Here is a 16,855-nt window from a genome sequence, read left to right as displayed (position 1 = left end):
AGACAAGCGAAATAAGGCGTCACGCCCCAATTTTGCCGTATTTCCGCCGCAATTCGTCTCGTCGTTTTCCGGAAGCCATTTCGCGGTTTGCCGCGCCAAGCCTCTACCCGCGTCCGGCCGTGCCTGCTAGCAGGCGGCATGGCCGATAAGCAGCATCTCTATCTCGTCGACGGTTCGTCCTATATCTTCCGGGCTTATCATCGGCTGCCGCCGCTGACCAACCCCGAAGGCACCCCCGTGGGGGCGGTTTATGGCTATACCACCATGCTGTGGAAGCTGGCTTCGGATCTTGATGCAGCGGACGGGCCGACCCACCTAGCGGTCATCCTCGATGCCGGATCGATCAGCTTCCGCAACGATCTGTACGAACATTACAAGGCGAACCGGCCCGAACCGCCCGAAGATCTCGTGCCGCAGTTCCCGCTGATTCGCGACGCCACCCGCGCCTTCAGCCTGCCATGCATCGAAGTGCCGGGGCTGGAGGCGGACGATCTGATCGCCACTTACGCCCGCCGGGCGCAGGAACGCGGGTGGGATGTCACCATCGTCAGTTCCGACAAGGATCTGATGCAGCTGATCGGCGAAGTCGAAGGCCCTGATGGGCTTGGACGGATCGACATGCTCGACACGATGAAGAACCAGCGCATCTGGCTTGAAGAGGTTGAAGAAAAGTTCGCGGTACGCCCCGATCTGGTGGGCGATGTGCTGGCGCTGATGGGTGATGCGGTGGACAATGTGCCGGGCATCTACGGCATCGGACCCAAGACTGCGTCCAAACTGATTGCCGAACATGGTTCGCTGACCGCTGCGCTTGATGCAGCGCCGGGGATGAAGGCTTCCAAGCTGAAGGACCGACTGATCGAAGGGCGCGCAGACGCCGAATTGAGCCGCGTGCTGGTGACGCTGAAAGAAGATTGCGATCTGCCCCAGCCGCTGGACGAAATGAAACTGCGCCCCGTGCCAACCAAACCGCTGGCCGCGTTTCTGGAAACCCACGGGTTTACGTCCTTGCTGCGGCGGCTCGACACCGGTTCGGGCAGCCCGTCGCGGGCCACCGATCTCAACCCGCCCAAGCCCAGCAAGGCGGCAGCAGACGCCGCAGCGCAAGGCAGCCGCCAGCCACTGCCGGACATGCCGCCGGTCGATCATGCAGCCTACGAAACCGTACAGACGCTCGATCGGCTGAACGCCTGGGTGGACCGGGCGGTTGCTGCGCGGCTGGTTGCTGTCGATACCGAGACATCGAGCCTTGATGCGATGCGTGCAGATCTGGTCGGCATCAGCCTGGCGCTCGGCCCCAACGATGCCTGCTACATCCCGCTTGCCCATGGCGGCGCGGACATGTTCGCGCAAAAGCCGCAGCAGGTGCCGATGCCAGACGCAATCGCCGCGCTGAAACCGATGCTGGAGGACGACAGCGTCCTCAAGGTGTTCCAGAACGGCAAGTATGATCTCAACATTCTGGCCCGCGCAGGAATCACCGTGTCCCCGATTGATGATACGATGGTGATCAGCTTTGCGCTGGACGCGGGCCGCGCAGAAGAAGGCATCGGCGGCGGACACGGCATGGACGAACTGGCGCAGCGCCATCTGGGCCATACGCCGATCGCTTTCAAGGATGTCTGCGGCACAGGCAAGAAAGCCATCGGTTTCAACGAAGTCCCGCTCGACCGGGCGACCGCCTATGCCGCCGAAGATGCCGATGTCACGCTGCGATTGTACCGTCACCTGAAACCCCGGCTTGCGATGGAAGGCGGCACAAGGATCTACGAACGGGTGGACCGGCCGCTGATTGCGGTGGTGGCCGCGATGGAGCGCGAAGGCATTCGGGTCGATCGTGCGCGTCTGGCCCGGTTGTCCGAGGAATTTGCGGTCGAAATCGGCCGCCTCGAAGGCGAAATCCATGCTGTCGCCGGGCAGGAATTCACCGTCGGCAGCCCCAAGCAACTGGGCGAGATCCTGTTCGACAAGCTGGGCTACAAGGGCGGCAAGAAAGGCAAGAGCGGGCAATATTCCACCGATGTTTCGGTGCTGGAAAAGCTCGCTGCCGAAGGCGCGCCGATTGCCCGAAAGGTGCTGGAATGGCGCCAGCTGGCCAAGCTCAAATCCACCTATACCGATGCGCTGCAGGCCGCGATCAATCCCGACACCGGCCGGGTCCACACCAGCTACAGTCTGGTGGGCGCGCAGACCGGGCGGTTGTCGTCGACCGATCCCAACCTGCAGAACATCCCGATCCGCACCGCGATCGGCCGACAGATCCGCGAAGCGTTCGTGCCCGAACCGGGCAACGTGCTGCTGGCGGCGGACTATTCGCAGATCGAATTGCGGCTGGCGGCGCACATGGCCAATGTCGATAGTCTGAAGGAAGCCTTTGCCGAGGGCGAGGACATCCACGCCCGCACCGCACGCGAAATGTTTGGCGAAGTCACCCGCGATACCCGCGGACGCGCCAAGACGATCAACTTCGCGATCCTCTACGGTATCAGCCGCTGGGGGCTGGCGGGTCGGCTGGAAGTTCCCGCCGATGAAGCGCAGGCGATGATCGACACCTATTTCCAGCGTTTCCCCGGCATCCAGCGCTATATCCACGACACGCTCGAAAGCGTGCGTGCCAAAGGCTATTCCGAGACGCTGTTCGGTCGCAAGACGTGGTTCCCGCGGATCAACTCCAAGAACCAGGCCGAACGTCAGGGAAGCGAGCGCGCCGCGATCAACGCGCCGATCCAGGGCACCAGCGCCGACATCATCAAGCGCGCGATGGCGCGGATGCTGCCCGCGCTGGCCGATGCGGGCCTGCACGACGTGCGCATGCTGCTGCAGGTGCACGACGAACTGGTGTTCGAACTGCCCGAGGCCCGCGTCGAAGCGGCGACCCCGGTGATCCGTCAGGTGATGGCCGAAGCCGCCTTGCCCGCGGTCGAGCTCACCGTGCCGCTGGGCATCGATATCGGCACCGGGGCAAGCTGGGATGCTGCGCATTAGGGGCGAACCGACGAGCCAGCGGTTGAGGCGATGGCAGCGCTGGCCTAGGCCCGCGGCATGATCGACGTTCTGAAACGCACCATCCCGGAGGTGAGAATCGACTGGCAGGAGGCCGGTTCGGTCGCGCTGATCGCCACGGTCGCCGTGGTAACGGCGCTCATCATCCACCGGGTTTTGTTCGGCATCCTTCGCCGCGTGACGCTTCAGAGCCAGAGCGAGGCGGACGATCTGGTGCTGCGGTCGCTGAGCCGCCCGGTCAAATGGGCGATGGTCGCCGCCGCGCTCGCGATGGCAGCACAGAGCCTGCCGCTGCTTGCCGCGCTATGGGAAACGCTGTCAGGCTTCGTGGTGCCCGCGCTGGTTGGCTGGATTGCGCTCGCTATCGTGCGCGCCTGGGTGAAAGCGGTCGAACTGCGGCTCGACCTTGCGGCGGAGGACAATCTTCGCGCCCGTCGCCGGCAGACGCGGCTGCGCATTCTCGGCCGGATCGCGACCTTCGTCATCATCTTCGTCACCCTGTCGCTGGTGCTGCTGTCGATCCCCGGCGTGCGCGAGGTGGGGGTGACGCTGATGGCCTCGGCGGGGCTTGCCGCGCTTGCGGTAGGGGCGGCGGCGCAGCCTGCGCTCAAGTCGCTGATCGCAGGTATCCAGATGGCACTGACCGAGCCGATCCGGATCGGCGATGTGGTCGTGATCAACGGGGAGTGGGGTCTGATCGAGGATATCCGCACCACCTACGTCGTCGTCAAGGTGTGGGACGAGCGGCGGCTGGTGGTGCCGACCACCAAGTTCCTCGAGGAAATCTTCCAGAACTGGACCAAGACTACCGCCCGGCTGATGGGGACGGTGTTTCTCTACGTCGATCCCGCCACGCGGCTCGATCCGATTCGCGAAAAGGCGCTTGAGGTCATCGCCGCGAATCCGCGGTGGGACGGGCGGGTCAACCACATGCAGGTCACCGACCTGTCGCGCGATGCGGTCGAGGTCCGGCTGCTGATGACCGCCAAGGATTCGCCCACGCTGTTCGACCTGCGCTGCGATGTGCGCGAGGCGATGATCGTGTGGATGGCGGAGACAATGCCCGAGGCGATCGTGCGCGGCCGCGTGCTTTCGGGGCCGCTTGGTCCGGGTGGTGCACTGGGCGACCCCTCCGCCGCCGCGCTTGAGCAGCTAAGCGACGAAGGGGGCTGAGCCTTGTTCAGTCGTGCTTCTTTTCCCGCGTCGGGGTCAGCATGTCGGGTGACAGGAACCCGATCGGTTGCACCGCGGCGGCGCGCTTCTTCAGTTCGCCGCGCATTTTCTTGTATTCGCTTTCCATCTCGACCGTTACGGTTGCACGCGAATCTTCAAGCGCGGCCTTGAAGTCCTGCGCATTGACGCTGGACACAGCGCCGCCCACACGGCGCAGCGCGGCCAGACCCGCGCGGCGCACCACATCTTCCAGATCCGCGCCGGTGAACCGTTCGGTCTGCGCAGCAATCGCGGCCAGATCCACGTCTTCGCCCAGCGGCATCTTGGCGGTATGAATGCCCAGAATATGCTCACGTCCCGGCTTGTCAGGGGTGCCGACATAAACCAGTTCGTCGAACCGGCCCGGACGCAGCAGAGCCGGATCGACCAGCGTCGGACGATTGGTCGCCCCGATCACGACCACCGATTGCAACTCTTCAAGCCCATCCATTTCGGCCAGGATGGTGTTAACCACGCGGCCCGTCACCTGCGGTTCGCCCTGCCCTGACCCGCGCGCCGGAACGAGGCTGTCGATTTCGTCGATGAACACCACACAGGGCGCCACTGCCCGGGCGCGGGCGAACAGTTTGGCGATCTGCTGTTCGCTTTCGCCGTACCACTTGGACAGAAGATCGGACGACTTCATCGAAATGAAGTTCGCCTCGGCCTCCTTGGCCACGGCCTTCGCCAGCAGGGTCTTGCCGGTGCCCGGCGGGCCATAGAGCAGGAAGCCCTTCGCGGGACGGATACCCAGGCGGCGGAAGGCGTCGGGGTTCTTGAGCGGAAGTTCGATACCTTCGCGCAGCTTCTCCGTCGCCTCGCCCACGCCGCCGATGTCGTCCCAGCCCACGTTGGGAACCTGCACCATCACTTCGCGCATCGCGGACGGCTGGACGCGCTTCAGCGCACTGAGAAAATCGTCGCGGCTGACGCACAGGTCTTCGAGCACTTCGGGCGGCACGGTGCGTTCATCAAGATCGAGCCGTGGCATGATCCGGCGCACCGCTTCGATCGCGGCTTCACGCGCCAGCGCGGCAATATCCGCGCCGACAAAGCCGTGCGTGACGCGCGCCAGTTCATCGAGGTCGACCGCCCCTTCGAGCGGCATCCCGCGGGTGTGGATGCCGATGATCTGGCGCCGTCCGCGCTGATCGGGCACGCCGATCACGATCTCGCGGTCGAAGCGGCCCGGACGGCGCAGCGCCTCGTCGATCGCATCAGGCCGGTTGGTGGCGGCGATCACCACAAGATTGGCGCGCTTTTCCAGCCCGTCCATCAACGTCAGCAACTGGGCGACCAGCCGTTTTTCCGCCTCGCCGGGCACCTGTGTACGCTTGGGCGCGATCGAATCGATCTCGTCGATGAAGATGATCGCAGGCGCGGCGCGGCTGGCTTCTTCGAACACTTCGCGCAGGCGCTTTTCCGATTCGCCATAGCCCGAGCCCATGATTTCGGGCCCGTTGATGATAAAGAATTCAGCATCGCTTTCATTGGCAACGGCCTGCGCCAGGCGGGTCTTGCCCGTCCCCGGCGGACCGTGGAGCAGAACGCCCTTGGGCGGCTCGACGCCAAGGCGGATGAACAGTTCGGGATAGCGCAGCGGCAGTTCCACCATTTCGCGCAACTGGCGGATGGTTTCTTCCATGCCGCCGACATCATCGTAATTGACCACGGCGCGGCCATCACGGGGTTCTTCGAATTCGGAGCGCAGCTCAACCTCGGTGTTCTCGTCGATATGGACGATGCCCTTGGGGCTGGTCGATGCGACAGTCAGGCGGATCTGGGTCAGGGCATAGGCAGGCGCGCGCAGCAGTTGGCGCACGTCGGCGGGCATGTTCTGTACCGGCTGCTGACCCGTGGTGGCAACCAGATCGCCTGCCATCAGGGGGCGGCGGAAGAAGTTCCGCTTCAATGCCTGGGTCGGACCCTGCAGGCGCATTTCGCGCTGCGCGGGAGCAAACACGACACGGGTGGCGGGACGCGATTCGCCGCGCATGATTTCCACATGCTCGCCCGATCCGCCTTGCGCATTGCCGCGCTGAAGCCCGTCAAGACGCACCACATCCAGCGCGTCGTCTTCAGGATAGGCGGCCATGGCAATCGCGGCGGTGATACGCTTGCCGTGGATTTCGACGATATCGCCTTCGGTAATGCCAAGCTTCTGAAATGCGGAGCGCGGAATGCGCGCTATGCCGGCGCCCGATTCTTCCTGCCGTGCAGGGGCAACCTGCAGCCGCACTGAGCGGATGGGAGGGGCATTTTCGGTATCGGCCATGGGGCGTTCCTGTCCAGGCAAGGGAGTTCAATTGCGAAAGCGATAGCTAGGAACAGACCCGCGCGAATGCAATCTGGCGCACAGCCGATTGCCTGCTTGGCCCACCGGGCAAGAAAAAAGCCCGGCACAATGTGCCGGGCTTGAAAAGTTTGGGAGAGGATGCCTGAAAGGCCCGTTCCAAATGGCGGAAACCGCGTCGTTGTGCAAGTGCGAAAGAAACATAGTGAGTTGCAAAATGCACAACTGTCGCCCGATTTAGCGAGGGTGTGTGCGCAAACTTGCAAGCTTCTGCCTCAAGTTTCAGCATAAGCCTATTTTGTAGGCACATTTCAGAACGATGACACTGCTGCGACGCAACATGAACCACGATTCGACTTGGTGTGTCGCATGGGCGTGACACGGGCCCGCTAACCCTCTAGTCACATTCGCGTTCCCGGATATGGGATCGGTTTGGCGCGATACCAGAAGAGGCAGACAGGCCCGATGACCAAGCTTTACTCCGACGCCGCCAGCGCGCTTGCCGGCGTCCTGCGTGATGACATGATGATTGCCGCCGGGGGCTTTGGCCTGTGCGGCTTGCCCGAACGGTTGCTCGATGCGATCCGCGATTCGGGTGTCACAAATCTCACCTTCGCCAGCAACAATGCCGGGATCGACAACGAAGGCATCGGCAAGCTGCTGCGCACGCGGCAGGTGAAGAAGATGATCAGTTCCTATGTCGGCGAAAACAAGGAGTTTGAACGGCAGTACCTTGCCGGCGAACTCGAGGTAGAATTCTGCCCGCAAGGCACGCTGGCCGAACGTATGCGGGCCGGCGGCGCGGGCATTCCCGGCTTCTACACCCGCACAGGCGTTGGCACCGAGGTTGCCAAAGGCAAGGAACACAAAGACTTTCCCGACCGCGACGGCGTGATGCAAACCTATATTCTCGAACAGGGCATCTTTGCCGATCTTGCGATTATCAAGGCATGGAAAGCCGATGAAACGGGCAACCTGATCTTCCGCAAGACCGCGCGCAATTTCAATCAGCCCGCCGCGACCTGCGGCCGGGTTTGCATTGCTGAAGTCGAAGAAATCGTTCCCGCCGGCAGTCTCGACCCCGATCAGATCCATCTGGCGGGGGTGTTCGTCAACCGGCTGGTGCTGGGCGCGCCTTACGACAAGAAGATCGAATTCCGGACCGTTCGCGAAAGGGAGAGCGCGTGATGGCCAAAAGGTTGCTTCTGCTGCCGCTGGCGCTGCTGGCGGGAACATCGCTGTCGGGGTGCGTAGCGGTGGCGATCCCGGCCTTGGCCGGATCGGCGATGGTCGGGTCGCGTGTGCTGGATGATAGCGAGGTTGCCCAAGCGGCTGCAGCTGTGCCCGCTGCGGCCCCGACGATAACCGCCGTGCCGCCTGCCGCTCCCGCTCCCGTGGCCGTGCCCACCGCCGTGCCGACGCCTCTGCGCACGCCTGCGCCAATGCCTGTGGCGGCCCCCGTACCAGTTCCCGCGCCGCCGCGCGCGCCCGCTCAGCCCCCCGCTCCGACAGCGTTGCCTGCACCCGCGCCCGTAACCCCAGCAGCTCCATCGGTCTTGCCTGCCCCTGCGGCCGCACCGGCCGCCTATCCCGATCCGAGCAAGCCGCTTGCACCGGGTCAGAGCAACTTTGCGCGGTTTGTGCGTTACGCACAGGCATCGGCCCTTGGTGCAAGAGACGGGGCAGATTTGCTGTCAGCCATCCTCAGCGATCCTGTCGCGCTGGACGGCAAACGCCGCCGCTGCGCCGCAGGCGAACAGCAGGTCGCGCTGATCGATCTTGATCCGATGGGCGGCGTCTTCGATCCCCCCAGCGCGCCCAAGCCGCAGCCTGGGCTTATCCTGGGTCTGGCAGTGCTGCGCGAAGCGGGTGTCGAGATCGCATGGATGACCGATCTTTCGGTCAACCAGTCAGGCGCTGTGCGCACCGCGCTCGAACAATCGGGCCTCGATCCGCGCGGAGAGGATATCATTTCGCTGCGCCGTGACGAAAGCGACACAAAGCAGCAACGCAAGGACAATCTGGCCGGCATCACCTGCATCACCGCGATCGCCGGTGACGAACGGTCCGATTTTGACGGACGTTACAAATACCTGCGCAGCCCCGCAGCCGCGGCCGAGCTTGAACCGGTAATCGGCAATGGCTGGTTCCTGATCGAACCGCTGCTGGGCCAATAAAGGCATGACAATGACCACACTTCCCGAAGGCTGGACCCGCGACCAGATGGCCGCCCGCGCGGCCCGTGAATTGCAGGATGGCTATTACGTCAACCTCGGCATCGGCATCCCGACGCTGGTGGCCAACCACATTCCCGAAGGCATGCTGGTCACGCTTCAGAGCGAAAACGGGATGCTGGGAATCGGGCCGTTCCCCTATGACGACGAGGTCGACCCCGATCTTATCAATGCGGGCAAGCAGACGATCAGCGAACTGCCGCACAGCGCCTATTTCGACAGCGCGACCAGCTTTGCGATGATTCGCGGCGGTCACATCGACCTCACTGTGCTGGGCGCGATGGAAGTGGCCGAAAATGGCGACATCGCCAACTGGATGATTCCCGGCAAGATGATCAAGGGCATGGGCGGCGCGATGGATCTCGTCGCGGGCGTGAAGAAAATCATCGTGGTGATGGACCACACCGCCAAGGACGGATCGCCCAAGTTCATCCCGCAGTGTACCTTGCCGCTGACCGGCGCGGGCGTGGTCGATATGGTCATCACCAATCTTGCGGTGTTCCAGCGTGCGGGCAAGGATGAACCGTTCCGCCTGATCGAAATGGCACCGGGTGTTACCGAGGCCGATATCGCTGCGACCACTACGGCGCGATACATCGCGCAATGAAGCGCGCCTTTGCGATTGGCGGGATTGGGGTGCTGGCGGCCATTGCCGGACTGATCGCCTTTACCGCGCCGCCGCGGCTGTTGTCGCATGTGGACCGCGTGATCGGCGGGACAAGCGGCGCGGTGCAGAGCGCGGAAGGCGTCGCTTTTGGTACGCACGGCCAAACTCTCGATATCTGGAGGCCCGAGACCGCGCCCGATATCGACTTGCCGGTCGTCGTCTTCTGGTACGGTGGCGGCTGGGCCAAGGGCGACCGCACGTCCTATGCCTTCGCCGGACGGGCGCTGGCGCGGGCGGGTTTCGTGGTGGTGATCCCCGATTACCGTAAGGTGCCCGATATTCACTTCCCGGCCTTTCTTGATGACGGGGTCGAAGCGCTGGCGTGGGTGCGTGACAATGTTCGCAATCATGGCGGCGATCCGGACCGGGTTGCAGTGATGGGCCATTCGGCGGGCGCCTATCAGGCGGTGATGCTGGCGCTGGATGCTGAGCGGCTGAAGGCTAACGGGATCGCCCCCGATTTCATCAAGGCAGGCGTGGGCCTGTCGGGCCCCTACGATTTTTACCCGTTCGACAGCCCGCGTTCGATCGCGGCGTTCAGCCAATGGCCTCGACCCGCCGAAACGCAGCCGATCACCTATGCCCGAATGGATGCACCGCCCCTGCTGTTGGTGACATCGGACGGCGATGAAACCGTGCGGCCTCGAAACGCCGACAATCTTGGCGCAAAGCTGCGCGGACTTGGCGCGACAGTGCAAGTGATGAACTACGGCCCCCTCGATCACGAAGAGATCGTGATGGCGCTTTCGGTTCCGTTCCGCGGCAAGGGCAAAGTGCTGGCCGATTCGGTCGCTTTCCTGAACACGCAGATGGCCGAATAGCCGATGTGGCTGACCGAGCCTCGCAATGCCAACGCGCCGCTGGCGGGTCTGAAGGTGGTAGAGCTGGCCCGTGTGCTGGCCGGCCCGTTCTGCGGACAGATCCTTGCCGATCTCGGCGCTGATGTCATCAAGGTTGAAAGCCCTGAAGGCGACGGCACCCGGCTGTGGGGGCCACCCTGGGTCGAGCGGGTAGATGCGCAAGGCACGGTCCACCGCGAGGCGGCCTATTACCACGCCTGCAACCGCGGCAAACGTTCGATCATCGCGGATTTTGCCGCGGCTGGCGATCTGGCGCGGGTCATGGCGCTGTGCGCCGAGGCCGATGTGGTGATCGAGAACTTCAAGACTGGCGGCCTTGCGAAATTCGGTCTGGATTATGCCAGTCTTGCCGTCAGCAATCCGGGCCTTGTCTATTGCTCGATCACCGGCTTCGGACAGTCCGGGCCCCGCGCGCATGAGGCGGGGTATGACTTTGTCGCGCAAGGCATGAGCGGGTTGATGTCGGTGACGGGCGAGCCTGAAGGCCACCCGGTCAAGATGGGTATCTCGATCAGCGATCTGGCGACCGGCGTGTGGGCCGCAAACGGTGTGCAGGCGGCGTTGTTGATGCGGGCGCGCACGGGGCGGGGTCAACAGGTCGACATGAGCCTGCTTGATTGTTCGGTCGGTCTGCTTGCCAATCAGGCGACCTACCTGTTCACCACCCGCCACAACCCGCCGCGCATGGGCAATGCCCACGCACAGGTCGCGCCCTACGGCGTGTTTGCGGTGAGCGATGGTCATGTGATCCTTGCCCCTGCCAATGACGGTCTGTTCCGCAAGCTGATGGCGGTGCTGCAGCTTGACCATCTGGCCGACGACCCACGGTTTGCCGCGAATGCCGACCGCACGGCGAATGCCGCTGCGCTTGACGCCGCCATCGCGGCGGCAACCACCGGGTTCACCAAACAGGGGTTGCTTGATGCCTGCCATGCCGCCGGGGTGCCCGCAGGGCCGATCAACCGGCTGGACGAGGTGTTTGCCGATCCGCAGATCGTGGCAAGAGGCATGCGGGTGGAGCTTGGCGGGATGGCAGGGGTGCGCAGCCCCTTCACCTTCTCGGACGCCGAACTGGCCCTTGACCGGCCCTCACCCATCCACGGAGAGCATGGCTGACAGCGGGGCACGCGGCTGTAGGAGACACATGAGACACTGTCCTGAACAGGAAAACCGGCCTGTTTGCCCCGCTGCCGACATCAGAACAGTAAAGACGCACGCGGCAGGCCATGCCCGCAGCCGTGTCAGGCCTTGCGCGGGTAGGAAAGCGCCGCCGCTCCTGCGCGCCACAGCCGTTCGAAAGGGCCCTGCCCGATCCTGGCAACCCATGGCGGCGACCACAGCAGCATCGCTGCGACCGGCACCAGCCCCAGCGTGAAGGCTTGCCAACGGGTAACATCGCCAAACAGGCCCAGCCCCCAGTGCGCGAAGATCGCGGACAGGATCACGCTGGTCATGACATAATTGGTGAGCGACAGCCGCCCCGTTGCCGCCAGAGCGCGGGTGACGCCGGTCGGTGTGTTCAGGAACGCCATCGCCAGCGCGGCATACCCCAGCGCCAGCGCCATGTCGAACGGGGCCGAGAGCACCAGGGCCACCGGCCCCACCAGCGGCGCGGGGAAGCCCGTTTCCTCCAGCCACAGCGCGAGCAGCAGCAGCCCCGGCAAGGCCACCAGCGCCGCGATCCCGGCAATCCGTTGCAAGCGGAAGGTGCGCCATTCGCCCTTGAGCATCCCGCCGCGCCACAGCCCCATGCCCAGCGCGATGGCCGACAGATTCAGCGGCAGCGAGGCCGCCACGGTTATCAATTGCGCCGGGATCGCAAGGCTGCGGCGCGCCACCCGGTCCGCCAGCCCTTCGCGCCCCTGTTCCAGCAATATCGCGATCGTCGCCGCGTCGCGGCCGAACTGCCGTTCCGCCCACAGCAGCGCGTCATGCCCACCCCAACCCGTCTGAAACGCCACTATGGGCGCACCCAGTGCGACCAGTCCGAGCGCGACGTGAACCACCAGCAAGCCGAGCGCGACCGCGATCAGCGCCCGCGCCGATAGGCCCGCCAGCAGCGGCAGCGCCATTCCGGCAAGGGCATAGGCGCGCAGAACGTCGTTGCTGGCAAGCAAGGTGGCATGGACAAGCCCGATCAGCAGCAGCACCGCCATGCGGGCATAATGCGCACGCCACACCCGGGCGTGAGGCTGGGCTGCGGCGGCGCGTTCGATCAGGATCAGGCACCCTGCCCCGAACAGCATCGCAAACAGGGTGCGAAACTTGTCTTCGATGAAGACGAAACTGCCCAGCCACACCCAGTAATCGGGCGGGCTGACACCGCCGTAAGACAGCGGATTGTAATAGGCCGGGCTGGGCAGCGCAAAGGCGAGGACATTCATCCCCACGATCCCGATCACGGCGATGCCGCGCAGTGCATCCAGCGCGAGGATGCGGTGGGAAGGGGCGAAGGGTGCCGTCATGGAAAACAGCACCCTTACGCCAAAATCAGGCCAGCGCCGCCTTCAGGTCGGCCACCAGATCGAGCCGCTCCCACGGGAACAGGTCGCCATCGGGTTTGCGGCCAAAGTGGCCATAGGCCGCCGTCGGCTGATAGATCGGCTTGTTAAGGCCCAGATGCGTGCGGATCGAACGCGGGGTCAGGCCGCCCAGCTTGGCAATGCCGAGGATCGCGGTCTCGATCTTGTCATCGCCGACCGTGCCGGTGTCATGCGTGTCGACATAAAGCGACAGCGGTTCGGACACGCCGATCGCGTAGGCGATCTGGATCGTGCAGCGCGTGGCAAGGCCCGACGCGACCACGTTCTTGGCGAGGTAACGGGTGATGTAGGCGGCCGAACGGTCGACCTTGGTCGGGTCTTTGCCGCTGAACGCGCCGCCGCCATGCGGGGCCGCACCGCCATAGGTATCGACGATGATCTTGCGGCCCGTCAGACCCGCATCGCCATCCGGGCCGCCGATTTCAAAGGCGCCTGTGGGATTGATATAATACTTGGTCCCGCGCAGCAGCACCGGCGGGATGATCTCCGACACGATGCGCTTCACATAGGCTTCCAGCTCGGCATATTTGGCCGGGTCGGCATGTTCGCCGGTAAGGCAGTAACCCTGCTTGTGCTGGGTGGATACCACCACCGCTGTCGCCGCGACAGGCAGCGATTGTTCGTAACGCAGCGTCACCTGGCTCTTGGCATCGGGTTCAAGGAAAGGGGCCGCGCCCGAATGACGGTCGGCCGCCATGCGTTCAAGGATCTTGTGGCTGTAATACAGCGTGGCGGGCATCAGATCGGGGGTTTCATCGGTCGCGTAACCGAACATGATGCCCTGATCGCCTGCGCCTTCATCCTTGTTGTCGCCCGCATCCACGCCTTGCGCGATTTCCGCAGACTGGCCGTGCAGGTTGTTCTGGAAGGTGAAGGTTTCCCAGTGGAAGCCGGTTTGTTCGTACCCGATGCGCTTCACCGTAGCGCGAACGGTCTTTTCGATTTCCTCTTCGGCGCCCGGCGCCCATTCGTTGTTTTCGAACACGCCCTTGCAGCGGATTTCGCCCGCCAGCACGACCAATTGCGTGGTGGTCAGCGTTTCGCAGGCGATGCGCGCTTCGGGGTCTTTCGACAGGAACAGATCGACGATCGCGTCCGAAATCTGGTCGGCAACCTTGTCCGGATGGCCTTCGGACACGCTTTCGGAGGTGAAGAGGTAATTGGTGCGCATGATGTACCCCGTGGGCTGAGTTAAGCGGTTCTGGCGCGAAACGTCACCTTATAGAGATATAAGGAAACCTTTATGTCCCGCTCCGTTCGGGTTCGCCCTAGCCGCGTGCGCGGGTGAGCGCAAGCACTCTAGGCAAGCCGAGGCCCAGCCCGATCAGCAGCACCGCCCATGCCATCGTCAGGATGTGACCCCACCTTGCAAACAGCGTCGGGGGCTTGGCCGCCGGTATAACCCCGTCGATGCGGTCGGCCTTGCCCATGCCGATCGTCTGGCGCACCACCCCGTTCGCATCGACCACCGCGCTGATCCCGGTAGTGGTCGATCGCAGCACGGGAAGCCCTTCTTCGGCGGCGCGCATCCGCGCCTGCGCCAGATGCTGCGGCGGGCCCCACGTGCCGAACCAGCCATCGTTTGACGGGTTGAAGATATAATCCGGGCGGTTCGCCTTGTCCGCGACCGCGCCCGAAAACACGATCTCGTAACAGATCATCACGCCCGCCTTGCCGTGCACACCCAGATCGAGCGTGCGCGGACCGGGGCCGGGCAGATAGTCGATGCTGCCTGCCACCAGCCGCGATGCGCCCAGCGGTTCAAGCAGCCAGCGCATCGGCAGATATTCGCCATACGGCACCAGATGCGCCTTGTCGTACCCGCCCAGGTTCGTGCCTTCGCCGTCCAGCGCCATCACCGAATTGCGCGCGCTGACCGCGCCGGGCACGGTGCCGGGACGCGGCGCGATGTTCAGGTTGACCACCCCCGTCAGCAGCGTCGATTCCGGGCCGATCACCCGCCCGATCAGCTGCCGCGCCAGCACGGGATCGGCGCCCGCGGTCATCTGGATATAATAGCGTTCGGGGTAACCTTCTTCGAGATAGTCGGGGACCGCGCTTTCGGGCCACAGCACCAGCCGCGACTGGTCGCGCCCGGGTGCTGTCAGGCGAGCGATCCGGGCAAAGTGTTCGTCGAACTTGGCGGGATCGTTGATTTCGGATTGCGGAAGATAGGGCTGCACAAGCGCGTAGCGGGTGCCGTCAACCTGCGGCGTTACATCCGGCGCCGGCAGATGCATCGCCGCTGCAGTGACAAGCGCGCCCGCGCCGCCCGCGATCCATCGCCGTTCCGCCAGTGCCCAAAGCAGCATCGCCCCCAGCAGCACGGTCAGCCCTGAAAGTGCATAGGTTCCCATCCACGGCAACAGGGCGGCAATCCCTTGCGCCTTCCACCCGCCCAGAAGCATCAGCCCTACAGGCGGCCAGGGATAGCCGGTGAATACCCAGCCGCGTAAGGCTTCGGTCACGATCCAGGCACCCGCCAGCACCAGCCCGAAGGCCCACAGCGGGCGTCTCTTCGCCAGCACATGTGCCGCCAGCGCGGCCATCGCAGGGTAAACGGCCAGGTACACGCAAAGAAGCGGCACCGCGGCCCAGCCCAGCACTTCGGGCATCTTGGCCTGATGGGTGAAGGCGGTCGCGATCCAGTTGTTGGCGAGGGTAAGGTGTGCCCAGCCGAAACACCAGCCGATCCACAGCGCGGCGCGCTTCGTGGCAGCGGCGCGGGCCAGCCATACAAACCCCGCCAGCGCAACAAGACCCAGCGGCCACAGGTGCAACGGCGGGTAGGCGCAGGCAGCCATCAGCCCAAGCGCAATAGCGGCCAGCGCCGGATACCGCAGCATCAGCGCCGCCCCCGCGGCCAACCGCTCATTCATCGCGGTTTATTCGACCGTTTCGAGCGCGCCGCCGCCTTCGCCGCCCGTATCGTCTCCACCGCGAATCGAGGGCGGGAGGATCGAACTGTCGATGCCGCCCTGATTGCCTGCGCGTTCGCCGTCGTTATCGGCCACCTTGCGGGGCTTGCGGACGCGCGCGGGCTTGGGTGCAGGCTGTTCGCTGTCTGTGCGCGGTTCGGCCGGGGTGTCCGCGCGGGGCGTATCGCTGCGCTCGGGACGATCCTTGCGCGGGGCACGCGGCGCACGATCGCTGCGGGTATCGTCACGGCCACCTTCACGGCCATTCTCACGCCCGTTTTCACGACCGCCATCTCGCGCAGCGTCTCTGGGCTTGCGCGGCTGGCGGCGCGCAGACGGCTGACGCGCCTGCTGTTCGCCGCGCTCCGAATCGCGATCATCGCTGCGGCCATCGTCACGCCCGGTGCTCAGGAAGCTTTCGCCTTCCTGCCCGGCTTCGCCTTCGCCTGCATCGTTGCGGGCGACATTGTCCTGCTGTTCGTACCGCGAGCGGGTCGACTGGTCGTTGCGCCGCACCGAGCCGAAATCGACGTCGTCGTCGCCGTATTCCTCGGCCTGATCGCGTTCATCGTTGCGGCGGCCGTTGCTGCCGGCGCCGCCGCGCTGTTCGTCCACGCGAGCCTTGTTATCGGCGATCACGCGGAAATAGTGATCCGCAAACTGGAGATAGTACTCCATCTGCACCCGGTCGCCGTTGTGATGGGCATCCTGCGCGAGCTTTTTGTACTTGTCGAGCATCTGGGGGGCATTGCCGCGCGCCCGGCTGTCGATCCGGTTCAATTGCGCGCCGTTGCCGCCCTGATTGCGGTTGCCGCGTCCACGACGACGGTTATTCCGGTTGTTGTTGTTATTCAAGGAAGACGTTCCTTATCAGCGACCTGGCGCAAAACAGTCCTGCACCCGCGGTCAAAGACCCCTTGTCCCTGCGCCTTGCGCCTGATCGGGACAATCCGTCCGACCGGGGCGTTCCGCGCGCTCCGCGCTGCCGCTGTCGGGGACATGCCCTGACGGCCGTACCAGCTGAGTTTAGGAGCTCGGCCCAGCGATTTGCGCCCTTCGCAGATCGTCTGGCCTTTCTTCGACGTAGCGATGCCAAACCGGTTTGCCAAGCCCTGCTGCACTTTT

The 16,855-nt window shown here is 64.3% G+C and carries 12 protein-coding genes; 7 read left to right on the top strand and 5 right to left on the bottom strand.

The window, feature by feature from the left end:
• The first annotated feature begins 138 nt into the window (after positions 1 to 138).
• Together polA and SJY33_RS12640 are read left to right on the top strand one after the other, a co-directional pair.
• A complete protein-coding gene (polA, locus tag SJY33_RS12645) occupies positions 139 to 2,985 on the top strand; it encodes a DNA polymerase I (RefSeq protein ID WP_379923126.1) in 2,847 nt (948 codons plus the stop codon).
• 57 nt (positions 2,986 to 3,042) lie between these two features.
• Positions 3,043 to 4,176 (top strand): mechanosensitive ion channel family protein, encoded by a 1,134-nt coding sequence (locus tag SJY33_RS12640; protein ID WP_379923124.1) that lies wholly within the window; start codon positions 3,043 to 3,045, stop codon positions 4,174 to 4,176.
• A 7-nt stretch (positions 4,177 to 4,183) separates the two neighbouring features.
• On the opposite strand, the gene SJY33_RS12635 is transcribed toward SJY33_RS12640, so the two are convergent.
• On the bottom strand, positions 4,184 to 6,490 hold the full coding sequence (locus SJY33_RS12635) for a CDC48 family AAA ATPase (RefSeq protein ID WP_379923123.1): 2,307 nt from the start codon (positions 6,488 to 6,490) through the stop codon (positions 4,184 to 4,186).
• A 483-nt stretch (positions 6,491 to 6,973) separates the two neighbouring features.
• Here SJY33_RS12635 and SJY33_RS12630 point away from each other — a divergent pair, with 483 nt between their 5' ends.
• The 5 genes from SJY33_RS12630 to SJY33_RS12610 are packed head-to-tail and all read left to right on the top strand — an operon-like array spanning position 6,974 to position 11,385.
• A complete protein-coding gene (locus SJY33_RS12630; RefSeq protein ID WP_379923122.1) occupies positions 6,974 to 7,696 on the top strand; it encodes a CoA transferase subunit A in 723 nt (240 codons plus the stop codon).
• Positions 7,696 to 8,685: a hypothetical protein gene (locus tag SJY33_RS12625; protein ID WP_379923121.1), complete on the top strand. Its 990-nt coding sequence runs from the start codon at positions 7,696 to 7,698 to the stop codon at positions 8,683 to 8,685. The genes SJY33_RS12630 and SJY33_RS12625 overlap by 1 nt, the downstream gene beginning before the upstream one ends.
• A 10-nt stretch (positions 8,686 to 8,695) precedes the next feature.
• Positions 8,696 to 9,349 carry a CoA transferase subunit B gene (locus SJY33_RS12620; RefSeq protein WP_379923120.1) on the top strand — a complete coding sequence of 218 codons (654 nt, stop codon included), beginning with the start codon at positions 8,696 to 8,698 and terminating at the stop codon, positions 9,347 to 9,349.
• Complete coding sequence (locus SJY33_RS12615; RefSeq protein ID WP_379923119.1) at positions 9,346 to 10,230, top strand: alpha/beta hydrolase; 885 nt, start codon at positions 9,346 to 9,348, stop codon at positions 10,228 to 10,230. Before SJY33_RS12620 ends, SJY33_RS12615 begins: the two co-directional genes overlap by 4 nt.
• A 3-nt stretch (positions 10,231 to 10,233) precedes the next feature.
• Positions 10,234 to 11,385, top strand: a complete 1,152-nt coding sequence (locus tag SJY33_RS12610) for a CaiB/BaiF CoA transferase family protein (protein WP_379923118.1) — start codon at positions 10,234 to 10,236, stop codon at positions 11,383 to 11,385.
• Between the two features lie 125 nt (positions 11,386 to 11,510).
• On the opposite strand, the gene SJY33_RS12605 is transcribed toward SJY33_RS12610, so the two are convergent.
• From SJY33_RS12605 to SJY33_RS12590, 4 genes are all read right to left on the bottom strand, one after another.
• Positions 11,511 to 12,734 carry a DUF418 domain-containing protein gene (locus SJY33_RS12605; protein WP_379923117.1) on the bottom strand — a complete coding sequence of 408 codons (1,224 nt, stop codon included), beginning with the start codon at positions 12,732 to 12,734 and terminating at the stop codon, positions 11,511 to 11,513.
• Between the two features lie 25 nt (positions 12,735 to 12,759).
• Positions 12,760 to 13,983, bottom strand: coding sequence for a methionine adenosyltransferase (gene metK / locus SJY33_RS12600; protein ID WP_379923116.1), 1,224 nt, complete (start codon positions 13,981 to 13,983; stop codon positions 12,760 to 12,762).
• Positions 13,984 to 14,080: 97 nt separating this feature from the next.
• Positions 14,081 to 15,691, bottom strand: a complete 1,611-nt coding sequence (gene lnt / locus SJY33_RS12595; RefSeq protein WP_379923115.1) for an apolipoprotein N-acyltransferase — start codon at positions 15,689 to 15,691, stop codon at positions 14,081 to 14,083.
• Positions 15,692 to 15,697: 6 nt separating this feature from the next.
• A complete protein-coding gene (locus tag SJY33_RS12590) occupies positions 15,698 to 16,585 on the bottom strand; it encodes a DUF4167 domain-containing protein (RefSeq protein WP_379923113.1) in 888 nt (295 codons plus the stop codon).
• Positions 16,586 to 16,855: the final 270 nt, after the last annotated feature.

The sequence above is a fragment of the Erythrobacter sp. R86502 genome, assembly GCF_042466465.1.
Lineage (GTDB): Bacteria > Pseudomonadota > Alphaproteobacteria > Sphingomonadales > Sphingomonadaceae > Erythrobacter.
The sequence above is the reverse complement of the archived record's forward strand: the minus strand, read 5'-3'. Positions and strand labels throughout refer to the sequence as shown.

Coding starts and splice junctions, on each gene's coding strand:
- metK (WP_379923116.1), bottom strand. CDS start 13,983: ATGCGCACCAATTACCTCTTCACCTCCGAAAGCGTGTCCGAAGGCCAT.
- SJY33_RS12615 (WP_379923119.1), top strand. CDS start 9,346: ATGAAGCGCGCCTTTGCGATTGGCGGGATTGGGGTGCTGGCGGCCATT.
- SJY33_RS12605 (WP_379923117.1), bottom strand. CDS start 12,734: ATGACGGCACCCTTCGCCCCTTCCCACCGCATCCTCGCGCTGGATGCA.
- SJY33_RS12610 (WP_379923118.1), top strand. CDS start 10,234: ATGTGGCTGACCGAGCCTCGCAATGCCAACGCGCCGCTGGCGGGTCTG.
- polA (WP_379923126.1), top strand. CDS start 139: ATGGCCGATAAGCAGCATCTCTATCTCGTCGACGGTTCGTCCTATATC.
- SJY33_RS12630 (WP_379923122.1), top strand. CDS start 6,974: ATGACCAAGCTTTACTCCGACGCCGCCAGCGCGCTTGCCGGCGTCCTG.
- lnt (WP_379923115.1), bottom strand. CDS start 15,691: ATGAATGAGCGGTTGGCCGCGGGGGCGGCGCTGATGCTGCGGTATCCG.
- SJY33_RS12640 (WP_379923124.1), top strand. CDS start 3,043: ATGATCGACGTTCTGAAACGCACCATCCCGGAGGTGAGAATCGACTGG.
- SJY33_RS12635 (WP_379923123.1), bottom strand. CDS start 6,490: ATGGCCGATACCGAAAATGCCCCTCCCATCCGCTCAGTGCGGCTGCAG.
- SJY33_RS12625 (WP_379923121.1), top strand. CDS start 7,696: ATGGCCAAAAGGTTGCTTCTGCTGCCGCTGGCGCTGCTGGCGGGAACA.
- SJY33_RS12620 (WP_379923120.1), top strand. CDS start 8,696: ATGACCACACTTCCCGAAGGCTGGACCCGCGACCAGATGGCCGCCCGC.